Annotated in this window: 14 protein-coding genes and 4 tRNA genes; 2 read left to right on the forward strand and 16 right to left on the reverse strand. The window is 65.6% G+C overall.

Annotated features, from left to right (window positions below):
- Nucleotides 1–41 precede the first annotated feature (41 nt).
- From ACFZCE_RS05505 to leuC, 6 genes are all read right to left on the reverse strand, one after another.
- Nucleotides 42–2,609 carry a FimV/HubP family polar landmark protein gene (locus ACFZCE_RS05505; protein WP_390936803.1) on the reverse strand — a complete coding sequence of 856 codons (2,568 nt, stop codon included), beginning with the start codon at nt 2,607–2,609 and terminating at the stop codon, nt 42–44.
- A 68-nt stretch (nt 2,610–2,677) separates the two neighbouring features.
- Nucleotides 2,678–3,673, reverse strand: a complete 996-nt coding sequence (locus ACFZCE_RS05510) for an aspartate-semialdehyde dehydrogenase (RefSeq protein WP_390936805.1) — start codon at nt 3,671–3,673, stop codon at nt 2,678–2,680.
- Nucleotides 3,674–3,794: 121 nt separating this feature from the next.
- A complete protein-coding gene (asd, locus tag ACFZCE_RS05515; protein ID WP_390936807.1) occupies nt 3,795–4,907 on the reverse strand; it encodes an aspartate-semialdehyde dehydrogenase in 1,113 nt (370 codons plus the stop codon).
- A gap of 66 nt (nt 4,908–4,973) precedes the next feature.
- Nucleotides 4,974–6,056: a 3-isopropylmalate dehydrogenase gene (gene leuB / locus ACFZCE_RS05520; protein WP_390936809.1), complete on the reverse strand. Its 1,083-nt coding sequence runs from the start codon at nt 6,054–6,056 to the stop codon at nt 4,974–4,976.
- A gap of 33 nt (nt 6,057–6,089) precedes the next feature.
- Nucleotides 6,090–6,728 carry a 3-isopropylmalate dehydratase small subunit gene (gene leuD, locus ACFZCE_RS05525; RefSeq protein WP_390936811.1) on the reverse strand — a complete coding sequence of 213 codons (639 nt, stop codon included), beginning with the start codon at nt 6,726–6,728 and terminating at the stop codon, nt 6,090–6,092.
- The gene (gene leuC, locus ACFZCE_RS05530) at nt 6,725–8,158 is read right to left on the reverse strand and encodes a 3-isopropylmalate dehydratase large subunit (RefSeq protein ID WP_390936813.1); all 1,434 of its coding nucleotides are present in this window, start codon (nt 8,156–8,158) and stop codon (nt 6,725–6,727) included. The genes leuD and leuC overlap by 4 nt, the downstream gene beginning before the upstream one ends.
- Nucleotides 8,159–8,303: 145 nt before the next feature.
- Here leuC and ACFZCE_RS05535 point away from each other — a divergent pair, with 145 nt between their 5' ends.
- Entirely contained in the window at nt 8,304–9,182 is an 879-nt protein-coding gene (locus ACFZCE_RS05535) for a LysR substrate-binding domain-containing protein (RefSeq protein ID WP_390936815.1), read from the forward strand.
- Between the two features lie 37 nt (nt 9,183–9,219).
- Nucleotides 9,220–11,319 carry an EAL domain-containing protein gene (locus ACFZCE_RS05540; RefSeq protein WP_390936817.1) on the forward strand — a complete coding sequence of 700 codons (2,100 nt, stop codon included), beginning with the start codon at nt 9,220–9,222 and terminating at the stop codon, nt 11,317–11,319.
- A gap of 8 nt (nt 11,320–11,327) precedes the next feature.
- Here ACFZCE_RS05540 and ACFZCE_RS05545 read toward each other — a convergent pair whose 3' ends face one another.
- From ACFZCE_RS05545 to uvrB, 10 genes are all read right to left on the reverse strand, one after another.
- A complete protein-coding gene (locus ACFZCE_RS05545; protein WP_390936819.1) occupies nt 11,328–12,710 on the reverse strand; it encodes a hypothetical protein in 1,383 nt (460 codons plus the stop codon).
- Between the two features lie 177 nt (nt 12,711–12,887).
- Complete coding sequence (locus ACFZCE_RS05550; protein WP_390936821.1) at nt 12,888–13,337, reverse strand: Hsp20 family protein; 450 nt, start codon at nt 13,335–13,337, stop codon at nt 12,888–12,890.
- Nucleotides 13,338–13,400: 63 nt separating this feature from the next.
- Complete coding sequence (locus ACFZCE_RS05555; protein ID WP_390936823.1) at nt 13,401–14,393, reverse strand: tRNA-dihydrouridine synthase; 993 nt, start codon at nt 14,391–14,393, stop codon at nt 13,401–13,403.
- Between the two features lie 7 nt (nt 14,394–14,400).
- Nucleotides 14,401–14,847, reverse strand: a complete 447-nt coding sequence (locus ACFZCE_RS05560) for a thioesterase family protein (RefSeq protein WP_390936825.1) — start codon at nt 14,845–14,847, stop codon at nt 14,401–14,403.
- Between the two features lie 105 nt (nt 14,848–14,952).
- Nucleotides 14,953–15,028, reverse strand: a tRNA-Glu gene (locus tag ACFZCE_RS05565).
- A 42-nt stretch (nt 15,029–15,070) separates the two neighbouring features.
- Nucleotides 15,071–15,146: transfer RNA gene (locus ACFZCE_RS05570), tRNA-Ala, on the reverse strand.
- A gap of 50 nt (nt 15,147–15,196) precedes the next feature.
- A tRNA-Glu gene (locus ACFZCE_RS05575) sits at nt 15,197–15,272 on the reverse strand.
- A gap of 75 nt (nt 15,273–15,347) precedes the next feature.
- A tRNA-Ala gene (locus ACFZCE_RS05580) sits at nt 15,348–15,423 on the reverse strand.
- Nucleotides 15,424–15,598: 175 nt separating this feature from the next.
- Nucleotides 15,599–17,077, reverse strand: a complete 1,479-nt coding sequence (gene gltX / locus ACFZCE_RS05585) for a glutamate--tRNA ligase (RefSeq protein WP_390936827.1) — start codon at nt 17,075–17,077, stop codon at nt 15,599–15,601.
- A 144-nt stretch (nt 17,078–17,221) separates the two neighbouring features.
- Nucleotides 17,222–19,237 carry an excinuclease ABC subunit UvrB gene (gene uvrB, locus ACFZCE_RS05590; RefSeq protein ID WP_390936829.1) on the reverse strand — a complete coding sequence of 672 codons (2,016 nt, stop codon included), beginning with the start codon at nt 19,235–19,237 and terminating at the stop codon, nt 17,222–17,224.
- Between the last annotated feature and the right edge of the window lie 246 nt (nt 19,238–19,483).

Raw genomic sequence — 19,483 nt, forward strand, 5'->3', positions numbered from 1 at the left:
ACGGCAGCCTGCCGGCTGCCGTCGTAGTACACAAAAGCCGGTCAGCTCAGGCTGGAGAGCATGCGCCGTGCTTCGTTCTGCTGGGCGCTGGTGCCCTCCTTGAGCACTTCATCGAGGATGTCGCGGGCGCCTTCGGCGTCCTTCATCTCGATGTAGGCCTTGGCCAGGTCCAGCTTGGTGGTGACTTCATCGGTGTCGGCGAGGAAGTCGAAGTCGTCCAGCGCGCCGTTCTTCTCGCTCATTTCCCGAGAGAACTTGCCCAGTTGCTGGTTGACGTCGTCCAGGTCCGCGGCAAAGCGGCCCTGCTCTTCGGCGTCTTCACCAGGCAGCGACAGGTCGAAGTCGTCGGGCAAGCCGTTGCCAGGCTTGCGTGGCGGCTCGGGCTCGAGGTCGTCAAGTTCATCGACCGGCGACGGCGCTGGCGCGTCGGCGGCGACGTCGAGGTCGAAATCGCTGAGGTCGATGTCACGGGCACGCTCGGCTTCGGTTTCGCGCAACAGGGCGTCGAAGTCGAGGTCGTCGCGCTTGGCCGGGTTCGCGGCCTTTTCCGCCTCGGTGGCCGGGGCCTCGGGCTCCGGCTCGTCGGCCAGGGGCTCATCCTCCAGGCGCTCGTCGGTGGCGGCGGTGTCGATGCCGTCAAGGCTGAGGTCGAAGTCGGTGTCGAACACATCGCCAATCGGCTCGGGGGCGGCCGGGTCGTCCTGGAGCAGGTCCTTGACGTACTGGGCGTCCATTTCGGCGGCCACGGCAGCGGCGCTCAGGCCGGCACCGGCGACCACACCGAGCATCGCCGGGAAGCGCGCCTTGAGCGACTCGACCTCGGCCTGGTTGGCGCCACTGGCCAGCAGGCGGCGCTCATGGGCCACAAAGGCGTCACGGTCGCCCTGGTGGGCATAGACTTCCATCAGCTTGAGGCGCAGCTCGCTGCGCTCAGGCTCGGCTTCGACGGCCGGCTCGAGCAGGTCGGCGGCATGGTTGTAGCGGCCACGGGCGATGGCGTCCTGGGCCTGGGTCAGTACGTCGTCGGCGGCCGGTGCCTTGACCAACGTCGCCACGCTCGGTACATCACTGGGCGGGGCCGGCTCGTCGAGGATCGGCTGCGGGCCGCTGGCGGCTTGCTGGGCGCCGGCGGCGGAAGCCGCTACCGCGGCGGCGGAGAGCTTCACGTTCGGCGCTTGCGGGTCTACCCCGTCGAAGCTGCCGGGCGGCAGGTCGAAGTCCGGGTCGGGGAACTCACGTTCCTCTTCCAGCGCCTTGGCCATGCGCATGTGTTTTTCTGCTTCTTGCTGGGCCTTGCGCTTGCGCGCCAACAGCCAGGCGGCCAGCAGGACGGCAATCAGGGCCACGCCACCGGCGGCGCCGAGCACCGCCGGGTTGCTGCTGCTCGCGGCCGGGGTGCTGGCTGGCGGCTGGGCTGCGTCTGGCGCCTGGCCAGTGGCACCCTCGGACGGCGTGGCCGGCGGGGTGATCTGCGCGTTGACCGCGGGCGGGCTGGCCGGCTGGCCGTTGGCGGCAGCCGCCGGCGCCTGGCCCGCCGCGGCCGGCGCGGCCGGGGCAGCAGGCGTGGCGGCAGTGGCTTCGAGTTTGGCCAACTGGTCGTTTTTCAGTTGCAGCAGCTTTTGCAGCTTGTCGAGCTGGCTTTGCAGGTCGGCGTTGCGGCTTTTCAGCTCGGTGCTTTCGCGCTGGGCCGAATCGAGGCTTTCCTGGGTGGTCGCCAGTTGCTCGCGGAGCTTTTGCTGGTCGGCCGCAGCACCCTTGCCATTGGCGCGGGCATCGCCCGACACCAGGCTGAGGTTATCTTGCGGCGCCGGTGCCGGCGCCTGGGTGCGCTCACCACGGCGGGTCGCGTCGACCTGCTGGGCCCGCGGGCCGAGGCGCCGGCCATCACGCCAGGCGGCGTTCTGCCGGGCCACTTCGGCCACGGCCTGGGGTTGGCCCAGGGCGGTAGCGTTGGGGGCGTCGGGCAGGCGCAGCACCTGGCCGGCGCGCAAGCGGTTGATGTTGCCGTCGATGAAGGCGTCCGGGTTGAGCGCCTGGATCGCCAGCATGGTCTGCTGCACCGAGGCCCCGGCCGGCCGCGCGCGAGCGGCGATTTCCCAGAGAGTGTCGGGGCTTTTGGTGGTGTATTGGCCGTTACGCCCGTTGCTCGGCGCGGTCACCGCGGGCGCCGGCGCGGCACGGGTGGCCTGCTGGCCCTGCGGGGTGTTGAATTTGCTCGGGTCGACCAACAGGCTGTAGTCACGCATCAGCCGCCCGCTGGGGTAGACCACCTGCAGCAGGAACTTCACCAGGCCATCGGGCACCGGTGCGCTGGAGGTCACCTGGATGACGCTGCGCCCGGCCGGGTTGATCACCGGGGTGAACTGAAACTGCCCCAGGTAGGCCTGGCGGTCCAGGCCCATTTCCCGGAAGTCGTCTGGCGAAGCCAGGCTGGGTACGATCTCGGGCGCGGTCAGGTTGCCCACGTCGCGCAGCTCGATTTCCGCGACCAGGGGTTGATTGGGCGCGGACTTGAGCGTGACTTCACCCAGTTCAAGGGCTTGCGCCAGCCCGGATGACAGTGCCGATGCCGCGGCAATCGCCAATGCCAGCTTGCGAAGATGAACCATGGCCAATTCCTTTGTGAACTTACGGGGTGAAGCTACAAACGCGACGAACAAGTACGCCCAAGTATCTTTTAGGAAAGGTCTTTTATCAACAATTCGGCAATTTGCACAGCATTGAGGGCGGCGCCCTTACGCACGTTGTCGAGTGTCAGCCACAGCTTGAGCTCGCAGGGGTCGCTGATCCCGCCGCGCAAGCGGCCGGCATACACCACATCCTGGCCCACGGCATCGCCCACCGGCGTGGGGTAATCCCCAGCATCCTCGACCAGTTCCAGGCCCGGCGCGGTAGACAGCGCGGCCTGTACCTGGGCGACATCGACCGGGGCTTCGGCGCGCACGCTGAGCACCAGGCTGTCACCGAAGAACACCGGAACCTGTATACAGCTGGCCGATACATCCAGTAAAGGCAGTTCCAGCGTTTCGCGCAATTGCTGGGCGATGCGCTTTTCCAGTACCAGGTGACCAACGGTATCCGGCTGGCCCACCTGGGCCAGCACGTTGAAGGCCACTTGGCGGTCGAAAAACGCCGGTTCCAGTGGCCGGGCATTGAGCAGCTCGGCGGTTTGCCGGGCGAGCTCGTTCACCCCTTCGCGGCCCAGCGAGGAGACCGCCAGGCAGGCGGTGACGGTGACCTGGCGCAGCGCCAGCACCGCGCGCAGGGGCGCCAGCGCCACCGCCAGGCCAATCGCCGGGCTGCACGGGCTGACCGCCTGGCGGCCGGCCAGGAACGCCCGCGGGTTGGCCTCGGGCACCACGGCGGGGGCCTGCAGCTCGCCGGCCAGGTCGATCACCGCGCAGCCGGCGGCGGTTGCGCGCGCGGCGAACGAGCGGGTGACCGCCTCGCCGGCGGCGAAGAACACCAGCTCCACGGCCTTGAAGTCGAAGCTTTCGACCTCGCGCACACGCAGGTTCTTGCCGCGAAACGGCAGCGACTTGCCGGCAGACTCGATGCTGGCCAACAGGTGCAGGTTGCCCACGGGGAACGCCCGCTCTTCGAGAATCTCGACCAGCGCCTCACCGACGCTACCGGTGGCGCCGACGATGGCAATGTTGAGGGGGGTGGTCATGACGGCTCTCGAACAGGGAGTGACAGAAAAGGTTGCGGCAGAGCAAAACCACGCCCCGCGCAAATGTGAAGTGCGCCCCAGGGGGCGCACTTCTTGGCAAACAACGGTACCGCGCGCGGGATCAACGCTCCAGCAGGATCCGCAGCATGCGCCGCAGCGGCTCGGCGGCGCCCCACAGCAGCTGGTCACCCACGGTGAAGGCACCCAGGTACTGCGACCCCATGTTCAGCTTGCGCAGGCGCCCGACCGGTACGTTCAGCGTGCCGGTGACTTGGGTGGGGGTCAGTTCCTGCATGCTGGCGTCGCGGTGGTTCGGCACCAGCTTGACCCACGGGTTGTGCTGGCTGATCAGCCCTTCGATGTCGGCGATCGGCACGTCTTTGTTCAGCTTGATGGTCAACGCCTGGCTGTGGCAACGCATGGCGCCGATGCGCACGCAGATGCCATCCACCGGGATCGGGTTCTTGAAGCGCCCGAGGATCTTGTTGGTTTCAGCCTGGCCTTTCCATTCCTCGCGGCTCTGGCCGTTGGGCAGCTCTTTGTCGATCCAGGGGATCAGGCTGCCAGCCAACGGAACACCGAAGTTCTCGGTCGGGTAGGCATCGCTGCGCATGGCCTCGGCGACCTTGCGGTCGATGTCGAGGATCGCGCTGGCCGGGTTGGCCAGCTCGTCGGCCACGGCGTTGTGGGTCACGCCCATCTGGCGGATCAGCTCGCGCATGTTCTGCGCGCCGGCGCCGGACGCGGCCTGGTAGGTCATGGCGCTCATCCAGTCGACCAGGCCGGCTTCGAACAGCCCGCCCAGGCCCATCAGCATCAGGCTGACGGTGCAGTTGCCGCCGATGTAGTTCTTGGTACCGGCGTCAAGCTGCTGGTCGATGACCTTGCGGTTGACCGGGTCGAGCACGATGACCGCGTCATCCTGCATGCGCAGGCTGGAGGCCGCGTCGATCCAGTAGCCTTGCCAGCCGGCTTCGCGCAGCTTGGGGAAGACTTCGCTGGTGTAGTCGCCACCCTGGCAGGTGAGGATGACGTCGAGGGTCTTGAGCTCGTCGAGGCTGTAGGCGTCTTTCAACGGCGCGACGTCCTTGCCGATGGCAGGGCCGGCGCCGCCTACGTTGGAGGTGGTGAAGAACACCGGTTCGATCAGGTCGAAATCCTGCTCCTCCAGCATCCGCTGCATGAGCACGGAGCCCACCATACCGCGCCAACCGATCAGACCTACACGTTTCATCGCACACTACACCTTGGTTAGAAGTGGGCCACCGCGGCCGAGGGTTTTTGCGGTGGGCCCGAGAGATTACAGATTTCGCAGGGCCGCGACTACTGCGTCGCCCATTTCCCGCGTGCCGACCTTCTTGCAGCCTTCGCTGAAGATGTCGCCGGTGCGCAGGCCCTGGTCGAGCACCAGGCTCACGGCGCGTTCGATGGCGTCGGCGGCTTGCACCTGGGCGAAGCTGTAACGCAGCATCATCGACACCGACAGGATGGTCGCCAACGGGTTGGCGATGCCCTGCCCGGCGATGTCCGGAGCCGAGCCGTGGCACGGTTCGTACATGCCCTTGCCATGGGCGTCGAGCGAGGCGGACGGCAGCATGCCGATGGAGCCGGTGAGCATGGAAGCTTCATCCGACAAAATGTCACCAAACATGTTGTCGGTGACCATCACGTCGAATTGCTTGGGCGCGCGCACCAGTTGCATGGCGGCGTTGTCGACGTACATGTGGCTCAGTTCGACGTCGGGGTAGTCCTGCGCCACTTGCTCGACCACTTCACGCCACAGCTGGCTGGAAGCCAGCACGTTGGCCTTGTCGACCGAGCACAACTTTTTGCCACGCACGCGAGCCATTTCGAAGCCGACCTTGGCGATGCGGCGGATCTCGCTTTCGCTGTACGGCAGGGTGTCGTAGGCCTGGCGCTCGCCGTTTTCCAGCTCACGGGTGCCACGCGGGCTGCCGAAGTAGATGCCGCCGGTGAGCTCACGCACGATGAGAATATCCAGCCCGGCGACGATTTCGCGCTTCAGGCTCGAAGCGTCGGCCAGTTGCGGGTAGAGGATCGCCGGGCGCAGGTTACCGAACAGGCCCAACTGCGAGCGGATTTTCAACAGGCCGCGTTCCGGGCGGATGTCGCGCTCGATCTTGTCCCATTTCGGCCCGCCCACGGCGCCCAACAATACCGCGTCGGCCTTGCGCGCCAGCGCCAGGGTGCTGTCGGCCAGCGGCACGCCGTGCTTGTCGATGGCCGCGCCACCGATCACGTCGTGCTGCAGTTCGAAGCCCAGGGCAAACTTCTCGTTGGCCAGCTCCAGCACTTTGACCGCCTCGGCGGTGATTTCAGGGCCGATGCCGTCACCGGGAAGAATCAGGATCTGCTTGCTCATGCGTTTTCTCTAGTCAGGTTTACAGGCAGCCGCTCAGCGGAACAGCCAAGGCTGCTGCTGGCGGTGGCGCGCCTCGAAGGCGCCAATGGCGTCGGCGTCCTGCAGGGTCAGGCCGATGTCGTCGAGGCCATTGAGCAGGCAGTGCCGGCGGAATTCATCCACTTCGAAAGTGTACGCCTTGCCGTCAGGGCGGGTCACGGTGCCAGCGGCCAGGTCGACGGTCAACCGATAGCCGGGTTCGGCCTCGACCTGGGCGAACAACTCATCGAGCGCCGCCGCCGGCAAAATGATTGGCAACAGCCCGTTCTTGAAGCTGTTGTTATAGAAAATATCGGCAAAGCTGGGGGCGATCACGCAACGGAAGCCGTATTCGTCCAAGGCCCACGGGGCGTGTTCGCGGCTGGAGCCGCAGCCGAAGTTTTCTCGCGCCAGCAGCACGCTGGCGCCGTCGTAGCGGGCGTGGTTAAGCACGAAATCCGGGTTTTTCGGGCGCTTGGAGTTGTCCTGGTAGGGCTGGCCCACGTCCAGGTAACGCCACTCGTCAAACAGGTTCGGGCCAAAGCCGGTGCGCTTGATCGACTTCAGGAACTGCTTGGGGATGATCTGGTCGGTGTCGACGTTGGCGCGGTCCAACGGGGCAACCAGGCCGTTATGCTGGGTAAAGGCTTTCATGCTGCGCTCCCTTGGGTCAATTCACGAACGTCGACGAAGTGGCCGGTCACCGCGGCGGCGGCGGCCATGGCTGGGCTTACCAGGTGGGTACGGCCACCGGCGCCTTGGCGGCCTTCGAAGTTGCGGTTGGAGGTAGAGGCGCAGTGTTCGCCTGACTCGAGGCGGTCGGGGTTCATCGCCAGGCACATCGAGCAGCCTGGTTCACGCCACTCGAAGCCGGCTTCGATGAACACTTTGTCCAGGCCTTCCTGTTCGGCCTGGGCCTTCACCAGGCCCGAGCCCGGGACCACGATAGCCTGCTTGACGCTGGCGGCGACCTTGCGGCCCTTGGCCACTTCGGCGGCGGCGCGCAGGTCTTCGATCCGCGAGTTGGTGCACGAGCCGATGAACACGCGGTCGAGCTTGATCTCGGTGATCGGCTGGTTGGCGCGCAGGCCCATGTACTTGAGGGCGCGTTCGATCGAGCCACGCTTGATCGGGTCGGCCTCGCGGGCCGGGTCCGGCACGCTCTGGTCAACCGCCAGGACCATTTCCGGCGAAGTGCCCCAGCTGACCTGCGGCTTGATGCGGCTGGCGTCCAGGTGCACCACGGTGTCGAACACCGCGTCGGCATCGGAGTGCAGGTCGGCCCAGGCGGCGACCGCGGCGTCCCACTGCTCGCCGTTCGGGGCGAACGGGCGGCCCTTGACGTAGGCGATGGTTTTTTCGTCGCAGGCGACCATGCCCACCCGGGCACCGGCCTCGATCGACATGTTGCAGAGGGTCATGCGGCCTTCGACGGACAACTCACGGATGGCGCTGCCGGCGAATTCCATCGCGTGGCCGTTGCCACCGGCGGTGCCGATCTGGCCGATCACCGCCAGCACGATGTCTTTGGCGGTCACGCCAAAGGGCAACTCGCCCTCGACCAACACCTGCATGTTTTTCATTTTCTTGGCAACCAGGCACTGGGTGGCCAGCACGTGCTCCACCTCCGAGGTGCCGATGCCGTGGGCCAGCGCGCCGAACGCGCCGTGGGTGGAGGTGTGCGAGTCGCCGCAGACCACCGTCATGCCTGGCAAGGTGGCGCCTTGCTCCGGGCCGATCACGTGGACGATGCCCTGGCGCGGGTCGTTCATCTTGAATTCGGTGATGCCGTATTCGTCGCAGTTGTCGTCAAGGGTTTGCACCTGCAGGCGCGACACCTGGTCGGAGATGGCCTCGATCCCGCCCTTGCGGTCCGGCGTGGTCGGTACGTTGTGGTCGGGGGTGGCCACGATCGAGTCGACCCGCCACGGTTTGCGCGAGGCCAGGCGCAGGCCCTCGAACGCTTGTGGCGAGGTCACTTCGTGAACGATATGGCGGTCGATGTAGATCAACGACGAACCGTCGTCGCGCTGCTTGACCTCGTGTGCTTCCCAGAGCTTGTCGTAAAGAGTCTTGCCGGCCATCGGGTCTACCTCATCAGGACTTTCTATGCCTTTTCTCTCCGTTTATTGCCGGAGAGGGCTTGTAGGTTCGGATGCTATAACGCTAAATTCAATAACTCAAATTCATACTTTTTATGAACTGCATAACGCCTAGGAATTTTCATACGTGGACGTGGCCAACCTCAGCGCCTTTATCGCCATCGCCGAGCTCGGCAGTTTTTCTGCCGCGGGCGAGCGCCTGCACCTGACCCAACCGGCCATCAGCAAGCGCATCGCCAGCCTGGAGAACCAGCTGGAAAACCGCCTGTTCGACCGCCTGGGCCGTGAAGTCAGCCTGACCGAAGCCGGCCGCGCGCTGTTGCCGCGGGCCTACCAGATCGTCAATGTGCTCGACGACACCCGCCGGGCACTGACCAACCTCAACGGCGAGGTCACCGGGCGGCTGACCCTGGCCACCAGCCACCACATCGGCCTGCACCGCTTGCCGCCGATTCTGCGGGCGTTCACCAAGCGCTACCCGAACGTCGCGCTAGACATCCAGTTCCTCGATTCGGAAGTGGCCTACGACGAAATCCTCCACGGCCGCGCCGAGGTGGCGGTGATCACCCTGGCGCCCGAGCCGTACGGGCTGATCAAGGCCACCCACATCTGGGACGACCCGCTGGATTTCGTCGCCGCCCCCGAGCACCCGCTGGCGCGCCAGCAAGAGGTGACCCCCGCGGACATCGCCCGGCACCCGGCGGTATTCCCCGGCAACAACACCTTCACCCATCACATCGTACAACACCTGTTCCGCGCCCAGGGGCTGACGCCGAACATCGCCATGAGCACCAACTACCTCGAAACCATCAAGATGATGGTGTCGATCGGCATCGCCTGGAGCGTGCTGCCACGCACCATGCTCGATGACCAGGTCACCCGCCTGGCCTTGCCCGGGATCCAGATGAGCCGGCGGTTGGGCTACATCGTGCACACTGAACGCACGCTTTCGAACGCGGCGCGTGCGTTCATGGCTTTACTTGAGGCCGAAATCGTCTTTCCTTGAGGGTGGAGATTTTCGCTCCTTCCAGGATACGCCCACAATGCACCGAACCGACGCCCCCTCCCCCCGGCTACCGCTGGTCGCGCCGATGCAGGAAGACACTTCGCTGTTGATCGCGGCGCTGGAGGGGGCCGGGCTCGGTGCCTGGTGCTGGGACCTGGCCAGCGGGCTATGGCAGGGCTCGGCGCGGGCGCTGGCGCTGCTGGGGCTAGACCCTACCCGCGCGCCCAGCGCCCCCCCGGCCTACCTGGAATGTGTGTTCGAGGCTGACCGCCCGCGGGTGGCCGAGGCGCTGCAACGCGCCGCCAGCGGCGAAGCACTGGAACACCCACTGGCGCACCGGGTGCTCGACGAGCGCGGCGCGCTGTGCTGGCGCCAGCTCGAAGCGCGGCTGCTCGACTACGCCGGCCGCCGCCTGCTGGCCGGGGTGATCCGCCCACTGCACTCGCTGGACGCCGGCGACGATCGCTTTGCCCGGTTGTTCCAGGCCAGCCCCTACCCGATCAGCGTGACCGAGCGGGTGAGCGGGCGCTTCATCGAGATCAACCCGTGCTTCAGCGACACCTTTGGCTGGAGCATGGCCGAGGTGCTGGGGCGCACCGCCGAAGAACTCGAACTGTGGGGCGACGACCTGCAGCGCCGGGCGCTATTGGCCGACATCGAACGCCACGGCCGGGTCGCCCACCGGGAAATCCTCGGCCGCCGGCGGCATGGCGAACGGGTCAGCCTGGAGATTTCCGTCGAGCCGATCACCCTCAACGGCATCGACTGCCTGCTCCTGACCGCGCGCGACCTCACCCAACTGAAAAGCGCCCAGGCGCAGATTCACCACCTGGCCTACCACGACCCGCTGACCAACCTGCCCAACCGCGCCGCGCTGATGGACCGCATTGGCCAGCAGGTGACCGCGCTGCGCCGCAGCAACCAGCGCGGCGCGCTGTTGTTCCTCGACCTGGACCACTTCAAGCACATCAATGATTCGCTCGGCCACCCGGTGGGCGACACGGTGTTGAAGATCATCACCGCGCGCCTGGAGGCCAGCGTGCGCCTGGAAGACACCGTGGCGCGGCTGGGCGGCGATGAATTCGTGGTGCTGATCACCGGCCTGGAGGGCAGCCGCAGCGAGGTGACCCAGCAACTGCGCAACACCGCCGACGAACTGCGGGAGATCCTCGCCGAACCCATGACCCTCGACGGCCACCGGCTGCTGGTCACGCCCAGCATCGGCATGGCGCTGATCCCCGACCATGGCACCCAGCCGGCGGATTTGCTCAAACGCGCCGACATCGCCCTGTATCGCGCCAAGGACTCCGGGCGCAACACCGCGCAACTGTTCCACAACACCATGCAGAAGGTCGCCAGCGAGCGCCTGCGCCTGGAAAACGACCTGCGCCTGGCCATGGCCCGGGGTGAATTCCATCTGCACTTCCAGCCTCAGGTGGATGCCCGCGAAGACCGCATCGTCGGCGCCGAAGTGCTGCTGCGCTGGTTGCACCCGCAGTTGGGGCAGCAGTCGCCGGCGCAGTTCATCCAGGTGCTCGAAGAAAGCGGGATGATCCTCGAAGTGGGCAACTGGATTCTCGACGAAGCCTGCGGCGCCTGCGCCCGCTTGCTGCACGAGGGGCTGATCGACGCCAGTGAGTTCAGCCTGTGCGTGAACATCAGCCCGCGGCAGTTTCGCCAGGTGGATTTCGTCGAGCGGATCGAGCGCAGCCTGAGCCACAACCAACTGCCGTGCAGCCTGCTGAAACTGGAAATCACCGAAGGCATCGTGATCCAGAACCTCGAAGACACCATCAGCAAGATGCGCGCCCTGAAAAAACTCGGGGTGAGCTTTGCCATGGACGACTTCGGCACGGGTTACTCATCGCTCACCTACCTCAAACGGCTGCCGGTGGACGCGCTGAAGATCGACCAATCGTTCGTGCGCGACTGCACCACCGACCCCAACGATGCGGAAATCATCCGCGCCATTTTGGCGATGGCCCGCAGCCTGGAACTGACGGTAATCGCCGAGGGCGTGGAGTTGTCGGAACAGCTGGAATTCCTCGAGCGGCAAGGCTGCTATTTGTACCAGGGCTACCTGTACAGCCGGCCGGTGCCGTGGCCGGCGTTTCGCGAGCTGCTGACGGAGGGGTGAGCTGCCTTTCACACCCAACTGGCCAGCGCCCCAAACAGCAGCAGGAATATCATGCACCAGGCCAGGGTTTTCCGCACGGGGCCTGCTTCGCGCCGCTGGGTGGCGGAAGCCACCACCTGCCTGAGCGCGCCAAGATCCGCCTCCAGCTCAGCCTCCAGCGCCTCGCCATGCTGGTAAAACGCCTGGCTGAGGGAGGCACGCAGCGCGGGGCCGTCGGCGAAGTAACGGTCTACCGCCGCGGTCGCGTTCACCGGTACTGGGGCGTTCTTTTCCAGCTCCAGCAGCGCTTCGGTGAGCACATCGGCCCCTGGCTGGTTGCCGAACTCCAGCTCGATGGCGAGTATCCTCTCCAGCGTTTCTTCGACCCGCGCCAGGCGTTCCACCGCGGCCCGCAGTGCGAGGCCGTCAACAGCCCGCGCCACGGCGGCAGTGGCGCGGGCCTCACAGGCGGCCTGCTCGCGGCTGACGGGGCCTTGCCAAGCCCCCCGCAAGTGCTCGTGGAGCCAAGCCACCGGGGCGAACAGCACGTCCTGCCAAACGCCACGAGTGACCTGGGCATCGGCCGCCTCCAAGGCGCTGCCCAAGCCAACATAAACCGGCAGGAACACCTGCCCGTAAGGGGTTTCCATCTGTGCGTTGCAGGCCAGCGCATAGGCCAGGGCCGCCTCGGCCTCGGCAGCATCCAGCAGGCCGAGTAGTGGCAGGGGCACATACAGGGTGCGGCCTTCGTGGCGGGTATTGCCGGGCATGCACTGCACCGGCGTGAAGGTCATCTGGCAGCGGCCCTCGAAGCCCACGACCAGGTGGGTGGGTGGCGGCACCCTTAACGCCAGCGCCAGCCGTTCGGCGAGCGCCCACAACTCAGGCGCCTGCCGCGCGCTGAGGCTTTGCCCCAGCACGGTGGAAACCACCGGCAGCGGCTGGAATGCCTCGGCGATCGCCCGGCGCGCCTGGGCGATACGCCACAGGGAATACCACCAGGCGGCCAGCGGGAGCACGATGGCCGGCGCCAGGGCGATGAGGGCTTCGACCTCCAGGCCATCGCGCAGCAACACCCGCGCCTCGAACAAGCCAGCGCAGCTACCCGCTACCGCCACCGCGGCGATATGCAGCGCCTGCAGGGCGGGCAACCGCCGCCGGGCGCCGTCGAAGGCCGCCAGCAGCAGCGGCTGCCCCCGCCGCGCCGCGCGGCTGGCATGGCACGGCAGCCAGATCGCCGCCGCCCCCAACAGCGCCGCCAACAGCCCGCCGCCCAGGGCAACGCCGCTAAGCACCATGCCCACCTGGCCCAACGGCTGGGCGGCCTGCACGCGCTGCAGTTGCTCCCAGCCAGCCCAGGCGGGCAACAGCGGCAGCACGATGAATACCACGATGAGTTTCAGGTAATGCATGGAACAGCTCTCGAACACGGGCGCAGCCGGCGTTATACAGCGCCAGGCCAGGCGGCACGAGGCTTAGAGCGTTTCAGGTTGTGAATTCAGAGGGGTCCGAGCGGGCGGTGGCTTCAAACAAAAAAGGGCGCCCCACCAGGCGCCCTTCTTTTACTGCTTCAGCGTTCTAGCCCGCCATCAGTGCTGCAGGGCAGGCGCCGCGCTACCGATCGGAATGCGCTTGGCCTTGGCCTCTTCAGGCACCACGCGCAGCAGGTCGATGTTCAGCAGGCCGTTGACCAGCGAGGCACCCTTGACCTCGATGTGGTCGGCCAGGCGGAACGACAGCTTGAACGCACGCTGGGCGATGCCCTGGTGCAGGTAGGTCACGGCCTTCGCGTCGGTGTCGCGCTGCTTGGCGCTGCTGACGGTGAGCACGCCCTTCTCGACGTGCAGTTCGAGGTCTTGCTCTTCAAAGCCGGCGGCGGCGACCACGATACGGTAGTGGTCATCGGCATGCTTCTCGACGTTGTACGGAGGGTAGCTGCTGCCCGATTCGTTACGCAGGGCAGACTCGAACAGGTCGTTGAACCGGTCGAAGCCCACGGAGTGGCGGAACAGGGGCGCGAGGGAAAATGCGGTAGTCATGTGAATCTCCTGATGATCAGCGAGTAGTACGTTGCGCGACCCGACTTCGGCATCGCGTACTCACTAAATGGAGATCGCCTCGCGGCTTTCAAGGCCGTTCGTCGGCTGCTGTTCTTCCAACCCGAGCAACGCGGCAATGCGCTGGCAGTCGGTTTCGCGGCGCAGTTGGTCGAACAGCGCGGTGGCCTCGGGGTAGCCGCGGGTGAGCATGGCCACCCATTGTTTGATCCGCCCCGGCGCATAGCGCGGCGAGAGCTTGTGCATGGCTTGGCGCCAGAAGCTCTGCAGCAGCGGCAGCAGCGCCTGCCAACTCATCGGCGGCAGTACCTCCCCCGCCTCGAAGGCGCGAATCTGCAGGGCCAGGTCGGGGCGCGAGACCAGCCCACGGCCGAGCATCACGTCCGCCACGCCGCACACTTCGCGGCAGCGCCGCCAGTCGTCGACGGTCCAGATTTCGCCGTTGGCGTACACCGGCACCTTGACCACCTCCTGCACCCGCGCCACCCACTCCCAATGGGCCGGCGGCTTGTAGCCGTCGAGCTTGGTCCGCGCGTGCACCACCAGTTGCGCGGCGCCGCCGCTTTCAAGGGCCTGGGCACACTCCAGGGCGCCATGGCTGCTGGCGTAGCCAAGGCGCATCTTGGCGGTGACCGGGATGTGCGCCGGGGTGTGCCGGCGCACGCTGGCGACGATGCTGTGCAGCAGCTCAGGCTCGTTCAGCAACACCGCGCCGCCGCGCGAGCGGTTGACGGTTTTTGCCGGGCAGCCGAAGTTGAGGTCAATCACCGGCGCGCCCAGCTCGCAGGCCGCCGCCGCGCTCTCGCCGAGCAGCGTAGGGTCACTGCCAAGCAGTTGCACCCGCAGCGGCACGCCAGCGCGAGTTTGCGCGCCGCGCGCCAGCTCCGGCGCCAGCTTGAGAAACGCCGGCGGTTGCAGGGCGCGGTCAGACACCCGAATGAACTCGGTCACGCACCAGTCGATGCCGCCCACCTGGGTGAGCACATCGCGCAGGATGTCATCAACCAGGCCTTCCATCGGTGCCAGGGCTATCTGCATGGGGTGTTTACTCTTGAGCCGGCCGTGGCCGGATGGCGGCGCCATAGCCTTCGATGAACTCGGCTGGCATGCGCCGGGCCTTGCCGCTGCTCAACTCGATGCACACGAAGGTGGTTTGCGCGCGCAGCAAGGTGGTGCCATCGGCGGGGCGCAGCAACTGGAAGCGGCGGTTCATGCGCAGTTTTTCATCCCAGTCAGTGATCCAGGTGGCCATGATCAACTCATCGCCTTCATAGGCCGCGGCCAGGTAATCGACCTCGTGCCGCACCACCGCCATCGCCCGGTCGAGGCGGCGGTATTCGGCCAGGTCCAGGCCCAGTTGCTGTGAGTGGCGCCAGGCGCAGCGCTCAAGCCAGCTGACGTACACGGCATTGTTGGCGTGGCCAAGGCCGTCGATGTCATCGGCGCCAACGGCCAGGGCGAGGGTGAAGGGTTCAGGGGCGTCCCAGTGCATCGGTACTCCTTTGGCGGCAAACGCCATCGGGTTTTTTCTGCCTGAAAAACAAAAGGCCCATTCAATATTCGAATGAGCCTTGATTCCCGGAGATCGGGGCAACAGTGGCGTCCCCTAGGGGACTCGAACCCCTGTTACCGCCGTGAAAGGGCGGTGTCCTAGGCCACTAGACGAAGGGGACGCAAACCTTCGTGCGGGCTCGCCTCAGCGAGCCTTGGCAAATTGGTGGAGCTAAACGGGATCGAACCGTTGACCTCTTGCATGCCATGCAAGCGCTCTCCCAGCTGAGCTATAGCCCCAATTTTACGCCTGGCGGCGCGTACCCGATGCTGGCGGTACGTGGTGAAAATGGCGTCCCCTAGGGGACTCGAACCCCTGTTACCGCCGTGAAAGGGCGGTGTCCTAGGCCACTAGACGAAGGGGACATGACCTTCTTACCAAGGACCAGTCTGGAGGCTGATCCTACCGAAGTCAAAACAACGACTGCGGCTTCTGGAAATTGGTGGAGCTAAACGGGATCGAACCGTTGACCTCTTGCATGCCATGCAAGCGCTCTCCCAGCTGAGCTATAGCCCCACAAGTGCAGCGCTGTTTGTGTTGGCGCTGTGTCGTGGACGGGGCGCATATTAAGGGCGGCACCCTACCCTGTCAAACGAATTTTGAAAAAAGTACAAAATTTTTTGATAAGCCTTTCAAAGGGTTAGGGGCAAACCCTGGCGGGCCTGCCCCAAACCGCCGACAGCCGGCCGCGTTACAGCCCCGCGAACAGCTTCTCCCACTCTTTGTTTTCCTTCTTCGACACCCCACCGAGCAGCTCCAGCGCCTGGCGCAGGCGGAAGCGGGTGAGGTCCGGGCCAAGGATTTCCATGGCGTCGAGCACCGACACCGAACTGGCCTGGCCGGTGATCGAAGCGAACATCAGCGGCATCGCGTCACGCAGCTTCAGGCCCAGCGCCTCGGCGACTTCGGTGATACACCCGGTGATGCGGTCTTTCTCCCACTGGCGCAGCGCTTCGAGCTTCCACAGGATCAACTGCATCAACTGGCGCACCTGGTCAGGGGCCAGTTTTTTGTGGGCGAACAGGGCTGGGTCCGCCTTGACCCCACCTTCGAAGAAAAAGCCCGCCAGCGGGGCGATCTGCGAGAAGGTTTCAACCCGGCCCTGCACGTGGGGGGCGATGCGCATCAGGTAATCGCTGTTGAACGCCCACTGGCGGGTGCGCGCGGCGAACTCCTCCACAGGCAGGTCACGCAGCCACTGGCCGTTGAGCCACGAGAGCTTCTCGATGTCGAAGATCGGCCCGCCCAGGGAGATGCGCGACAGGTCGAAGTGCTCGACCATTTCGGCCAGGGAGAACTTCTCGCGCTCATCGGGCATCGACCAGCCCATGCGGCCGAGGTAGTTGAGCATGGCCTCGGGCATGAAGCCCATGCGCTCGTAGAAGGTCACCGAGGTGGGGTTCTTGCGCTTGGACAGCTTGCTCTTGTCGGGGTTACGCAGCAGCGGCATGTAGCACAGCTTGGGCTGCTCCCAGCCGAAGTATTCGTACAACTTGATCAGCTTGGGCGCCGAAGGCAGCCATTCTTCGCCGCGCAGTACGTGGGTGATGCCCATCAGGTGGTCATCGACCACGTTGGCCAGGAAGTAAGTGGGCAGGCCGTCGGCCTTCATCAGCACCTGCATGTCCATGCGGTCCCACGGGATTTCGACGTCACCGCGCAGCAGGTCGGGCACCACGCACACGCCCTCGCTCGGCACCTTCATGCGGATCACATGGGATTCGCCCGCGGCCAGGCGCGCCTTGACCTCTTCAGGCGGCAGCAGCAGCGCGCGGCCATCGTAACGCGGGGTTTCACCCCGGGCCTGTTGCTCGGCGCGCATCTGGTCGAGCTCTTCGGCGGTGCAGAAGCACGGGAACGCGTGGCCGGCATCGACCAGTTGCTGGGCGTACTGCTTGTAGATCTCGCCGCGCTCGCTCTGCCGATACGGGCCGTGGGGGCCGCCGACATCCGGGCCTTCGTTCCACTCGATACCCAGCCAGCGCAGGGCGTCGAAAATCTGCTGCTCCGACTCGCGGGTGGAGCGCACCTGGTCGGTGTCTTCGATGCGCAGGATGAATTCACCGCCGTGCTGCTTGGCGAAGCAGTAGTTGAACAAGGCGATGTAGGCCGTGCCCACGTGGGGATCACCGGTGGGCGAAGGCGCGATACGGGTACGAACGGTGGTCATGGAAGTCTCGGGGGGAAGCTGAACAAAGGCAGGAATATTAGCAGGCCGCCGGCCTGGGGCCCACCAGCGGCAAGCCAAAAGCCGAAAGCCCTGCGCCTCGGGATCTGCTTGCAACGTGCAGCGTGTTACTGGCCCCTTTTTTACCTAGAGCGCCTTCAGGCGCTCCCTCAGCTTGCCGATTTCATCCCGCGTTTGCGCCGCGGATTCGAATTCCAGATTGCGCGCGAACTGCAGCATCTGTTCTTCGAGCACCTTGATCCGCTTGGCCACGTCTTCAGGGGTGCGCAGGTGGGCCTGGGCGGCGTTGGCGGCCTCTTCGGCCTTGGCGGCGTTACGCCGCTTCTTGCTGCGCCCACCTGGCACGGTGGCGCCCTCGAGGATGTCGGAAATATCCCGAACCACCCCCTTGGGCACGATGCCGTTGGCCAGGTTGAACGCCACTTGCTTCTCGCGGCGGCGCTCGGTTTCGTTGATCGCCCGCTCCATCGAGCCGGTCATGTTGTCGGCGTAGAGGATGGCCCGCCCATGCAGGTTGCGCGCGGCGCGGCCGATGGTCTGGATCAGCGAGCGCTCGGAGCGCAAAAAGCCTTCCTTGTCGGCATCGAGAATGGCCACCAGCGCCACCTCGGGCATGTCGAGGCCCTCGCGCAGCAGGTTGATGCCCACCAGCACGTCAAAGGTGCCCAGGCGCAGGTCGCGGATGATCTCCACCCGCTCCACGGTGTCGATGTCCGAGTGCAGGTAACGCACCCGCACATCGTGGTCGGCCAGGTAATCGGTGAGGTCTTCGGCCATGCGCTTGGTCAGGGTGGTGACCAGTACCCGCTGGTCGAGCGCCACGCGCTTGTGGATTTCCGAAAGCAGATCGTCGACCTGAGTACTGGCCGGGCGGATTTCCACTTCCGGGTCGACCAGGCCGGTGGGCCGCACCACCTGTTCGACCACCCGCCCGGCGTGGGCCGCTTCGTACGGGCCTGGGGTAGCCGACACGAAGATGGTCTGCGGGCTGGCGGCTTCCCATTCCTCGAAGCGCATGGGCCGGTTATCCAGCGCCGACGGCAGGCGGAAGCCGTATTCGACCAGGGTTTCCTTGCGCGAGCGGTCGCCTTTGTACATGGCCCCTACCTGCGGCACGCTGACGTGGGATTCGTCGATCACCAGCAGGGCATCATCGGGCAGGTAGTCGTACAGCGTGGGCGGCGGCGCCCCGGCCGGGCGCCCGGAGAGGAACCGCGAGTAGTTCTCGATACCGTTGCAGTAGCCCAGCTCCATGATCATCTCGAGGTCGAAGCGGGTGCGCTGCTCGAGGCGCTGGGCCTCGACCAGCTTGTTGGCGCCACGCAGGTACTCCAGCCGCTGTTGCAGCTCGACCTTGATCTGTTCCACCGCCTCGAGCAGGGTTTCCCGCGGGGTGACGTAGTGGCTCTTGGGGTAGAAGGTGAAGCGCGGCAGGCGGCGGATCACCTCGCCGGTGAGCGGGTCGAAGGCCGACAGGGCCTCGACCTCATCGTCGAACAGCTCTATCCGGATGGCCTCGAGGTCCGATTCGGCCGGGAAGATGTCGATCACGTCGCCGCGCACGCGGAAGGTGGCGCGGGCGAAGTCCATCTCGTTGCGGGTGTACTGCAACTCGGTCAGGCGGCGCAGCAGATGGCGCTGGTCCATTTTGTCGCCGCGATCGATGTGCAGCACCATCTTCAGGTACGCATCGGGGCTGCCCAGGCCGTAGATGCACGAGACGGTGGTGACGATGATGGTGTCCTTGCGTTCGAGCAGGGCCTTGGTCGCCGACAGGCGCATCTGCTCGATGTGGTCGTTGATCGAGGCGTCTTTCTCGATGAAGGTGTCTGACGAAGGCACGTAGGCCTCGGGCTGGTAGTAGTCGTAGTAGGAAACGAAATACTCCACCGCGTTGTTCGGGAAGAACCCCTTGAACTCGCCATACAGCTGCGCCGCCAGGGTTTTGTTGGGCGCCAGCACCAGGGTGGGGCGCTTCACCTGGGCGATCACGTTGGCGATGCTGAAGGTTTTCCCCGAACCGGTCACGCCGAGCAGCGTTTGGTGCGCCAGGCCCGCGTCGATGCCCTCGACCAGTTGGCGGATCGCCTCGGGCTGATCACCGGCGGGTTGGTACTGGGTGACGAGCTGAAACTCGGACATCTTGACCTCATCGGAAGGGCCGCGGGGCGGCCTGGGCTGTATCGATAAACAGTACTGCCGGCGGCGCGGGGCGTCAAATCGGCCAGCGCGCCAGGGTGTAATCGGTCGTTTCGGAAATTTCCTGCAAAAACCTGGGTGCAACCCTGTGCAACCCATCGCGCAACCCGGAACCGGCCTCTATACTTCCACGCCGTTGCCGCGCAGCTTTGCGCACACTCCTCATTCACAACAGCCATGGTCATTTAA

The organism is Pseudomonas sp. NPDC007930 (genome assembly GCF_042958985.1).
Lineage (GTDB): Bacteria > Pseudomonadota > Gammaproteobacteria > Pseudomonadales > Pseudomonadaceae > Aquipseudomonas.

What these genes read in the sequence shown, in the direction of transcription:
- gltX (WP_390936827.1), bottom strand. Translation starts at nt 17,077, where the DNA reads ATGACCACCGTTCGTACCCGTATCGCGCCTTCGCCCACCGGTGATCCC.
- ACFZCE_RS05545 (WP_390936819.1), bottom strand. Translation starts at nt 12,710, where the DNA reads ATGCATTACCTGAAACTCATCGTGGTATTCATCGTGCTGCCGCTGTTG.
- uvrB (WP_390936829.1), bottom strand. Translation starts at nt 19,237, where the DNA reads ATGTCCGAGTTTCAGCTCGTCACCCAGTACCAACCCGCCGGTGATCAG.
- leuD (WP_390936811.1), bottom strand. Translation starts at nt 6,728, where the DNA reads ATGAAAGCCTTTACCCAGCATAACGGCCTGGTTGCCCCGTTGGACCGC.
- ACFZCE_RS05550 (WP_390936821.1), bottom strand. Translation starts at nt 13,337, where the DNA reads ATGACTACCGCATTTTCCCTCGCGCCCCTGTTCCGCCACTCCGTGGGC.
- leuB (WP_390936809.1), bottom strand. Translation starts at nt 6,056, where the DNA reads ATGAGCAAGCAGATCCTGATTCTTCCCGGTGACGGCATCGGCCCTGAA.
- ACFZCE_RS05505 (WP_390936803.1), bottom strand. Translation starts at nt 2,609, where the DNA reads ATGGTTCATCTTCGCAAGCTGGCATTGGCGATTGCCGCGGCATCGGCA.
- ACFZCE_RS05555 (WP_390936823.1), bottom strand. Translation starts at nt 14,393, where the DNA reads ATGCAGATAGCCCTGGCACCGATGGAAGGCCTGGTTGATGACATCCTG.
- asd (WP_390936807.1), bottom strand. Translation starts at nt 4,907, where the DNA reads ATGAAACGTGTAGGTCTGATCGGTTGGCGCGGTATGGTGGGCTCCGTG.
- ACFZCE_RS05510 (WP_390936805.1), bottom strand. Translation starts at nt 3,673, where the DNA reads ATGACCACCCCCCTCAACATTGCCATCGTCGGCGCCACCGGTAGCGTC.
- ACFZCE_RS05560 (WP_390936825.1), bottom strand. Translation starts at nt 14,847, where the DNA reads ATGCACTGGGACGCCCCTGAACCCTTCACCCTCGCCCTGGCCGTTGGC.
- leuC (WP_390936813.1), bottom strand. Translation starts at nt 8,158, where the DNA reads ATGGCCGGCAAGACTCTTTACGACAAGCTCTGGGAAGCACACGAGGTC.
- ACFZCE_RS05540 (WP_390936817.1), top strand. Translation starts at nt 9,220, where the DNA reads ATGCACCGAACCGACGCCCCCTCCCCCCGGCTACCGCTGGTCGCGCCG.